Below are 9,780 nucleotides of genomic sequence, written 5' to 3'. Positions count from 1 at the left end.
GACCTATAAAACATCTAATAATTACTAAAGAAAGGACACTTATGGCACTTACGTGGAAAGATGTAATTCATTTTTCAGTAAAAGGAAATCCCGTTCCGGATAATCGGGTAGAAAAATCCGAGAAGGAATGGAAAGAACTGTTGACACCGGAACAATTCAGGATTACCCGAAAAAAAGGAACGGAAGCCCCACATTCCGGAGCCTTGTGTAGCGTACACGATGCCGGAAAGTACGAATGTATTTGCTGCGGAACGTCCCTATTCGATTCCAGCATCAAATTTGAATCTGGGACGGGATGGCCAAGTTTCACACAGCCCATAAAGGAAAACGCAATCAAGTATAGTAAGGATACTTCTTTTGGCATGACCCGGGTGGAAGTACTATGCAACACTTGCGACGCACATTTAGGACATGTTTTTCCAGATGGTCCTCCACCAAGCGGCCTACGATATTGCATCAATTCGGAATCCATGAAAATGACAAAGGAAAACGATAATGGGTGACATTAAATTGGAAACTATTACCGTAGGCGGAGGTTGCTTTTGGTGTACCGAAGCTATATTTCAAGAAATTAAGGGAGTTCGATCCGTAGTATCTGGATATACGGGAGGAAATGCACCGGGCAAGCCCACCTACAGGGAAATCTGCTCCGGTCTAACCGGTCATGCGGAGGTGGTCCGTGTAACTTTCGATAATTCCATGATTACCTTGTACGATATATTGCACATCTTTATGACAACACATGACCCAACAACACTGAACAGGCAGGGCGCCGATGTGGGAACGCAATACCGATCCGCTATCTATTATATCAATGACGATCAGAAAAAGATTGCTGAGCATGTGCTTATGGATGTTGCCGGACTTTATGAAAATCCCATTGTTACGGAATTGACACCATTGGGTATTTTTTATGATGCCGAAGACTATCATCAAGATTACTACAAAAACAATCCCTCTCAAGCATATTGCCAAGTTGTAATCGACCCAAAATTGGCAAAATTGAGAAAATTAAATGCCAATAAAGTAAACTAAAAAGGCCCCTAATTAAGGGGCCCTTTGGTAAGTAGAAATTTTGCTTCCTAATTTTTTGCGCTACTCGCCAATTTGATATTTTTCAAATTGTTCATTTTTAAATCCTCAAGAACATTCACCGCTTCTTCCACGTAAACGTCCTTCGCCAGGCTTTTATGCCATCTATCCCTTTTCTCCCGTAATACGGAATCCTGGGTAAAGAGTTCCTGTTCGTACTTCAAGGACTCGAAAGTCAATTTCGAATCATAGTCGGATAGATTCTTGAAGTAATCGGACTGCTCCTTGTCTTTTTCCTTTTCTTCCTTGTACGTCACGTAATTCAAGGAGATTTCGGTTTCGTCCTGTTCGGATTTCAACCATTTGGCATTCTCCTCTATCAATTTTATCTGTGGATTGCTCGCCATTCGCTTTTTAGACTTGGCCACAGTTTGTTCATAATCCAAATATCCGTTCCAAACCTCATAATCAGCTGGTGTGATTTTATCCCATTTTAAAGGATTTGCCTGATCGCGTTCCCCAAGGTCGATGTAACTGTACTTATCCGGAACCACAACGTCACTCTTTACTCCTTCCAACTGGGTAGAGCCTCCATTGATCCTATAAAACTTTTGGGTGGTCAACTTAATGGCTCCCAAATCGCCGTGCTCATTACTCCGAACGATATTGTCCAACGGAATTACATTTTGTACGGTTCCTTTTCCAAAAGTTTGCTTGCTTCCTATGACAATGCCCCTTTTATAATCCTGCATGGCGGCGGCCAATATTTCAGATGCTGATGCGGATAGTTCGTTGACCAATATTACCAAAGGTCCTTCCCACTGGATTCGCTCGTCATTATCGTCATACACTTCTTTTTGCTTGTTGCCCGATCTTACCTGTACAATGGGTCCGTCCTTTATAAACAGGCCGGCCATTTCAACCACCGTTTTTAAGGATCCGCCACCGTTATCCCTGAGGTCCAAAATAAGCCCCTCTGCACCTTCTTCCTTAAGTCGCTCAACTTCCTTGGCAACATCCGTAGCGGCATTTCTTTCGTTATAATCCTCAAAGTCCACATAGAATTTGGGAAGATTGATAATCCCGAATTTCTGATCGCCTCGAATAATGTTGGCAGATTTTGCATAAGACTCCTCCAGTTCAACCACGTCCCTTGTCAAGGATATTTCCTCTAAAGATCCATCCACTTTTCTCACCGTTAGATCGACTACGGTTCCCTGTGGGCCCTTTATCAATTTAATGGCGTCATCCAAGCGCATTCCAACAATATTGATGGGTTCTTCCCCGTTCTGTCCTACTTTGATGATCTCATCACCAACCTCCAAACGCTGGTCCCTCCAAACGGGTCCACCAGAAATAATTTCAACAATTTTCGCCCCTTCCGGCTTCTTCTGAAGCCTGGCACCGATTCCCTCAAATTTCCCGGACATGTTCATGTCGAATTTCTCCTTGTCGTCCGGTGCAAAATAAAAGGTATGGGGGTCGAACTCGTCCACTATGGTGTTGATATACTGCACGAACCAATCCTTGCGCTCCAAATCGTCCACAAAATCGAAAAACTCGTCCAAGGTGGCCTCGGTAGATTTTCTGGATTCGATTTCTGCCTGCTCGGGGGTATGTGCGCTGTGATTATGGTTATCGGCCGCTGCCTCGTCGGCTGGCTTCTCGGCATGTGAAATCTTGGAATCGTATGTTCCAAGAGTTGCATATTTGAGTTGTTTCCTCCAACGCTCCTTCAATTCTTCCTTGTTGGAAGCAAAAGGTTCATCCTCGTACTTGATACTGATACTTTCGTTTTGGGTATAATCGAATGGCTGCTGCAACACCTCTTTATAGATTTCCTTGGCATCGCCCATCCTTTTTATCAACCTTTCATACACCAAATTGAAGAAGGAAATATCCGTATTCTTGATTTGATCATCGATTTGAAACTTATATTGTTCAAAATCGGCTATGTCCGAAGCCAAAAAATAACGTTTGGTGGGATCCAGCACATCGATGAAGTCCTCAAAAACACTAACGGAAAAATCATCATTGATGTCCTTTGGCTCGTAATGGCCTTTTTCAAGGACGTATGTAATCAAATCTAATAACAGTTTGTCCTTGTCGTCATTCTCAAACGACTTATTGGTAAAACTACAGGAGGCTACCGCCACCAGCATTACCATAAGAACATAGGCTAAATTTCTTTTCATAAAAATATTTTTAAATCTATTTTTCAAAACCTTTGAATTTGAAGATTATGTGGACAACTTTTGCATCGAAATCCTCTAAGATAAAGAAAAAACCATGCCAATTGGGGGACTCGGAATTAATTTTTTGTTAAACGGGCCCAGCGGCAAATCCTATTTAAAAACGTATTTTTGACCCGGAAAGTATGCACCATGGGAAAACCTTTGATATTGGTAACCAATGATGACGGAATAACGGCCCCAGGGCTACGTGCTTTGGTCTCCTGCATGAAGGAGATAGGGGACGTTGTAGTGGTCGCTCCGGACAGCCCACAATCCGGTATGGGGCATGCCATTACCTTGGACAGCACCCTATATTCTAAAAAAATGCAAGTGGACCTTAGCCATACGGGTACGGAGGAGTATAGTTGCAGTGGTACACCGGCGGACTGCGTCAAATTGGGCCTTCAGGAACTTTTGGAACGAAAACCCGATATCTGCGTCAGCGGTATCAACCACGGGTCCAATTCTTCCATAAACGTGATATATTCCGGTACCATGAGCGCCGCCATAGAGGCAGGAATAGAAGGGGTGCCTGCCATAGGTTTTTCCTTGTGCGACTATAATTGGGAGGCGGACTTCGCCCCTTCGAAGAAGTACGTTAAAAAAATTGTACGCGAGGCGTTAAAGTTCGGTATTCCAAAGGGAGTGGTTCTCAATGTGAACATACCCAAATTACCAAAGAAGGAAATAAAGGGAATAAAGGTCTGTAGACAGGCAAAAGCCAATTGGAAGGAAAAGTTCGACAAAAGAACGAACCCCATGGGCAAGGACTACTATTGGTTGACGGGCGAATTCGAACTCTTGGACAAAGGCGAGGATACGGACGAATGGGCCTTGGCCAACGGTTATATTTCCGTGGTTCCTACACAGTTTGACCTAACGGCCCACCATGCGATACAGGACATTAATAATTGGAATCTGAAATGATTATAAAAAAGGAGCTTACCATTGGATTTTTAGTCGGTATCATAGCAAATACCCTTGGAACCTTGGCTTATATCGTTTTATTTTCTGACCTGAGCATATCAGAAACATATCAGGCTGCCGTTTCACAGGGGCATGTGGGCAGTCTATTGGCCCTGGGTGCGATTTTAAACCTGATCGCCTTCTTCGGGTTTTTAAGGATCAAGAGGGACAACCGCGCCAAGGGCGTGCTTATTGCCACTATTTTGACCGCTTTGTTAATCCTGTACTACAAAGTTTTCTAGCATGCGGTACTATATCATAGCGGGAGAGGCCTCCGGAGACCTGCACGGTTCCAACCTCATCAAGGCCATTAGAACCGAAGATCCGGATGCGCAGGTACGTTGTTGGGGCGGTGATTTAATGCAACAGGCCGGCGGAACCCTGGTAAAGCATTACAAGGAAATGGCCTTTATGGGTTTTCTTGAGGTAGTGATGAACCTACGTTCCATTTTTAAAAATATCAATTTTTGCAAAGCCGATATTGAAAGTTTCCAGCCCAATATCCTCGTTTTTATAGATTATTCTGGTTTTAACCTACGGATTGCCAAATGGGCCAAGGAACATGGTTACAGGACCAACTACTATATTTCCCCACAGATTTGGGCCTCAAGGGAAGGCAGGATCGAAAAAATAAAAAGGGATATCGATGCCATGCATGTCATACTTCCCTTTGAAAAGGAGTTTTACGAAAAAAAACATGGCTATCCCGTAAATTTTGTTGGGCACCCATTGATCGATGCCATTTCCGATCGGCCGGAACTGGACGAAGCAAAATTTAGAAAATCTTCTGATATCGATCAAGGTAAACCCGTAATAGCTTTGTTACCGGGAAGTCGAAAACAGGAAGTACAAAAAATGCTTTCCGTGATGCTGTCCATTACAAAGGACTTTCCCGGCTACGAATTCGTAATCGCGGGCGCTCCCAGTATGGAACCCGAATTTTACGTACCCTTTTTAGAAGGCAACAATTTAAAAATGGTAAAAAACAGTACCTACGACCTGCTTTCCATAGCATCGGCTGCATTGGTCACCAGTGGAACGGCCACCTTGGAAACGGCGCTTTTTGGGGTGCCCCAAGTGGTTTGCTACAAAGCCAATTGGATTTCCTACCAAATTGCAAAAAGGATTATCACATTAAAATATATCTCCCTTGTTAACCTTATCATGAACAAGGAAGTCGTTACAGAATTGATTCAAAACGACTTAAATACCGTAAGACTCAGAAAAGAATTATCGGCCATATTGACCGGAACAAAACGGGAGGAAATCCTAAAGGATTACAAAGACCTTAAGCAAAAATTGGGCGGGATCGGTGCCAGCAAGAAAGCCGCACAGGCCATAGTGGCGAACGCCAAATCCTAGTGCAAACCAGTCCGTTACAAAATAATTCTCTAATTTTGATGTTCAAGTAAAAGATGCTACTTGAAATCCATGCGCTACTTCTCCACCTTATTGCTACTTATTTTATTGGCCAGTTGCGGCAGTTCCAAAAAAAAGGCGACCCCAAACGAACGTACCATATCCGTTGCTGCGGCGTATGAGGCCCGAAGAAACGGTACCGAAATTAAAGAGGAGGACAATCCAAAAGCTTACTATCCTATTGAAACTCCAAAGGGTAATGCTTCCAAAGCCGATAATATCATCAATACCGCATTGACATTTTCCGGTGTGCGATACAAATATGGCGGAACCACCCGAAAAGGTATGGACTGCTCCGGACTTTTATATGTTTCCTTCAGCGAACATGATGTGGAGCTGCCAAGAACCTCAAGCCGTATGGCCGAAAGAGGTACGAGAATCCGGGTGAAGGATATTGAAAAAGGTGATTTGCTTTTTTTCAAGACTACCCGTGGTTCCAAACGGATCAACCATGTGGGTATGGTGGTAACCGTTGAAAATGACGAAATAAAATTCATCCACGCATCCTCCTCTAGGGGTGTGACCATTTCTTCACTGCGGGACGGTTTTTGGAACCAAGCCTTTGTAAAGGCCACCAGAATTTTATAACATGAGATTGTTGGCGTTTGTCCCGATCAAGGGTACGCTACTGCTGATTCTAGGCATTCTTATTGGATTTTTCTTTCCCCTACCCTTGGAATATTGCTTCGGTATTTTGTTGGTAAGCTTTGCCATTTTGGGGTATCTATTCATTCGAAAGGATATTAAAGGTTCGAGATTCGAAATTTTGGCAGGGGTATCCGTCATACTACTCGGCATGTTTTCCTACGTGCAATACCAGCCGATTCACTACGACCATCATTTTAGTAAGATTGCCACGACCGATACTTCGCAACTTCATCTAAAAATACGGGAGACCTTAAAACCGAACGCCTATTCCCAGAACTACATAGCATCGGTTTTGACGGTAGACAATAAGAAATCCGTAGGGCAACTACTGGTAAATCAGCCACTGGACAGTGCTTCAAAGCTCTTAACGGTAGACCAAGAATTGGTAGTGCGGTCAACTATATTGGAAATGCATCCGCCCGTAAATCCACATCAGTTCGACTTTAAAAAGTACATGGAGCGAAACGGCGTGTATCATTCCTTGAAGCTTTCGGATGAAGACTTTGTCAGCTTACCTCATCCATCCAGGACCTTGATAGGTTATGCACAAGAAATCCGAAGCGATATCATCCAAAAACTGAAAAAGGAAAATTTTGGCACCGAGCAACTTTCGATTATCCAAGCACTGCTTTTGGGCGAACGTGCCAATATTTCAGAGGAAACATACTCCAACTATGTGGACGCCGGGGCCGTACACATTTTGGCCGTCTCCGGACTTCATGTGGGCATTTTGTTACTGCTCATTCAATTTCTTCTAAAACCGATGCATAGCATCCCTCACGGCAAAAAAATAAGTCTGCTTCTTACGGTTTTATTTCTTTGGGCGTTTGCGTTTATTGCAGGGCTTTCACCTTCCATCATACGCGCATGCGCCATGTTCACGTTTGTGGCCTATGCCATGTACCTGAACAGGCCCTCGAACAGTTTCAACATTCTGGCCCTGTCCATGTTCTTTATATTATTGGTCATTAATCCAAACCTGCTGTTCCAGGTTGGTTTTCAAATGAGCTACGCGGCTGTATTCGCCATTGTTTGGATGTATCCGCTTTTACAGCGCTGGTGGCATCCAAAGAACAGGATTGTGCGGTATCTATGGCAATTATTGTCGGTAAGTATCGCCGCCCAATTGGGAGTATTGCCTATAAGCTTGTTCTACTTTCATCAGTTTCCGGGCTTGTTCTTTATCGCAAATTTATTGATCGTCCCTTTTTTAGGGGTCATATTGGGAATGGGAATCTGTATCATTTTTCTGTCGCTTTTGGACATTGCCCCAAGTCAATTGATTTCGGTTTACAATATGATTATTGGTCTCATGAACCGAATCGTTGGCTGGATTGCCGATCAGGAAACCTTTGTTTTTAAATCCATTTCCTTTGACAGTGTACAACTGCTCTTGGGATACCTTCTTATCGGCTACCTGCTATATGCTTTCTCCAAAACAAACTATAAACACCTTATGTTGTTCTTGGGTTTCCTTTTGATGTTCCAAGGATACACGATGTATCAGGAATATAAATCGGACAACATTAAAGAAATCCTCCTGCTACATCAGATAAAAAATTCGGTGTTACTCGATAGGAATGGAAAAAACCTGCATGTGTTCACGACGGACACTACCAATGCAAAAAGTTTGATAGCGAATTACAGCGTACAAGAACGCATAACCCAAACCGACTACCTTCCAATTAAAAACAGCTACCTTATCAATGGGACTTCCTTACAAATAATCGATAGCTTGGGCGTTTATCTGCCACTGAATTCCAGTTCCATAATGCTACTGACGGCGTCGCCCAAAATAAACTTGGAACGCGTTATTTTGGAAACCAATCCCATGGAAGTCATTGCAGATGGAAGCAATTACCCAAGTTTTATCGAATCCTGGAAAGCGACCTGTGAAAAATACGATATCCCATTCCACTACACAGGTGAAATGGGATATTACGCTTTTGATATTGAATAGGTTTAATTTACATCACCCATCCATTTTTTGATAAAGGGTCCGGCTACCAAGAAAATAATTCCCGCACCAACGGAAACCCAAACGACGTTCAAGAAAATATTCGGCATTTCAAGGACATTTTCAGGATCAAAATTACCGCCTATCAATCCGGCGATCAAATTGCCCAGGGCCGCCCCAACAAACCAAATTCCCATCATTTGGCCCAAGTATTTGGCCGGGGACAACTTGCTTGTTGCACTCAGACCAACAGGACTAATGGTCAACTCTCCAATGGAGTGCAGAAAATAGGTGAGAATCAAAGCGAACATTCCAGCCTTGGTACCACTTGCCGCAACATTGGCGGCACCAACCATCACCCAGAAACCGGCACCTAATAAAATAAGTCCAACAGCGAACTTTAAGGGCGTTCTTATATTTATATTCCTTGCTGCCAGTTTTACCCATAATGCCCCTATGATGGGTGCAAAAATTATTATAAAGGCGGAATTAACGGATTGCAACATCCCCGCAGGCATTTCCCAACCTCCTATAAACCTGTCGGTAAAGTCCCTAGCGAACAAATTCAAAGAAGAAGCCGCCTGTTCAAAACCGGACCAAAATATAGCTATCCCTACAAAAAGTATAAAAATAACCCCCACCTGTTTCTTCTCGATAGTGTTCAAACCCCCATTGAACAAAATGTTTATGAAGTAACCCATGGTTATCAAAACGATGATTAGACCAAGTGCCTGTGCAATGCCCGTAGCTGTTGTCACATCAATATAACCTAAGAACTGCAACAGAAAAAGGGAAATCAAGACTACCGCAATAATTAAAATGGATATTGAGGTATTAGAGGATGTTTTTTCTACTCCTGCAGATTTGACTTTGGGTTCAACGCCAATGTCGGCCAAATACTTTGGGGAGTATACCTTAAAGGCAATCAATCCAAACAACATACCAACAGCGGCAAGTCCAAAGCCAAGATGCCAGTTATACTCTGCCAATAATGGCACAAAAATCTGACCTAAGAAAGAACCCAAGTTTATTCCCATATAGAATATGGAAAATCCTGCGTCCCTTTTTGCACCACTGTCCTTTGAGTATAATTCCCCAACCAACGTACTGATATTTCCTTTCAACAACCCGGTTCCCAAAGCTACAAAGGCCAATCCCGTAAAAAATATTATGGGAGAACCTGGGATGGCCAAAATTAGATGGCCAATCATGATCAGGACACCGCCATAGAAAACGGCTTTTCGTTGCCCGAAAATGTTATCGGCCAACCACCCACCGGGTAAGGTCATCAAATAAACAGATGCGGTATAAAGGCCGTATACTGCGCCCGCAGTTTCTGTGGTCAACCCCAAACCTTCATATGCTACGTCCGTAGTCATAAAAAGTATCAAAATGGCACGCATACCATAATAGCTGAAACGTTCCCACATTTCTGCGGTAAAAAGCACATACAATCCTTTTGGATGTTTGAAGCTATCCTTGCTGGGTTTTGAAGTAATATCCATAGTTCTTGGTTTGGTTTAT

At 43.2% G+C, this 9,780-nt stretch carries 9 protein-coding genes; 7 read left to right on the top strand and 2 right to left on the bottom strand.

Annotated elements, in window-relative coordinates:
• The first annotated feature begins 41 nt into the window (after positions 1–41).
• Together msrB and msrA are read left to right on the top strand one after the other, a co-directional pair.
• Complete coding sequence (gene msrB, locus F0361_RS09070; RefSeq protein ID WP_138257096.1) at positions 42–503, top strand: peptide-methionine (R)-S-oxide reductase MsrB; 462 nt, start codon at positions 42–44, stop codon at positions 501–503.
• A complete protein-coding gene (gene msrA, locus F0361_RS09065) occupies positions 496–1,035 on the top strand; it encodes a peptide-methionine (S)-S-oxide reductase MsrA (RefSeq protein ID WP_154918119.1) in 540 nt (179 codons plus the stop codon). Before msrB ends, msrA begins: the two co-directional genes overlap by 8 nt.
• A gap of 47 nt (positions 1,036–1,082) precedes the next feature.
• On the opposite strand, the gene F0361_RS09060 is transcribed toward msrA, so the two are convergent.
• Positions 1,083–3,227 carry a carboxy terminal-processing peptidase gene (locus tag F0361_RS09060; RefSeq protein ID WP_154918117.1) on the bottom strand — a complete coding sequence of 715 codons (2,145 nt, stop codon included), beginning with the start codon at positions 3,225–3,227 and terminating at the stop codon, positions 1,083–1,085.
• A 189-nt stretch (positions 3,228–3,416) separates the two neighbouring features.
• On the opposite strand from F0361_RS09060, the gene surE reads away from it, so the two are divergent.
• The 5 genes from surE to F0361_RS09035 all read left to right on the top strand — a co-directional run bounded on the left by surE (position 3,417) and on the right by F0361_RS09035 (position 8,259).
• On the top strand, positions 3,417–4,193 hold the full coding sequence (gene surE, locus F0361_RS09055) for a 5'/3'-nucleotidase SurE (protein ID WP_154918546.1): 777 nt from the start codon (positions 3,417–3,419) through the stop codon (positions 4,191–4,193).
• Positions 4,190–4,474, top strand: coding sequence for a hypothetical protein (locus F0361_RS09050; protein ID WP_154918116.1), 285 nt, complete (start codon positions 4,190–4,192; stop codon positions 4,472–4,474). Before surE ends, F0361_RS09050 begins: the two co-directional genes overlap by 4 nt.
• Position 4,475: 1 nt before the next feature.
• Positions 4,476–5,594 (top strand): lipid-A-disaccharide synthase, encoded by a 1,119-nt coding sequence (gene lpxB / locus F0361_RS09045; protein ID WP_154918115.1) that lies wholly within the window; start codon positions 4,476–4,478, stop codon positions 5,592–5,594.
• 69 nt (positions 5,595–5,663) lie between these two features.
• Entirely contained in the window at positions 5,664–6,239 is a 576-nt protein-coding gene (locus tag F0361_RS09040) for a C40 family peptidase (RefSeq protein ID WP_154918114.1), read from the top strand.
• A gap of 1 nt (position 6,240) precedes the next feature.
• Positions 6,241–8,259 carry a ComEC/Rec2 family competence protein gene (locus F0361_RS09035; protein WP_154918113.1) on the top strand — a complete coding sequence of 673 codons (2,019 nt, stop codon included), beginning with the start codon at positions 6,241–6,243 and terminating at the stop codon, positions 8,257–8,259.
• A gap of 2 nt (positions 8,260–8,261) precedes the next feature.
• On the opposite strand, the gene F0361_RS09030 is transcribed toward F0361_RS09035, so the two are convergent.
• The gene (locus F0361_RS09030; protein WP_154918112.1) at positions 8,262–9,761 is read right to left on the bottom strand and encodes a peptide MFS transporter; all 1,500 of its coding nucleotides are present in this window, start codon (positions 9,759–9,761) and stop codon (positions 8,262–8,264) included.
• Positions 9,762–9,780 lie beyond the last annotated feature (19 nt).

It is taken from the genome of Maribacter flavus, from assembly GCF_008386635.1.
GTDB classification, from domain to species: Bacteria; Bacteroidota; Bacteroidia; order Flavobacteriales; family Flavobacteriaceae; genus Maribacter; species Maribacter flavus.
This window is presented reverse-complemented; position numbering and strand designations above follow the sequence as displayed.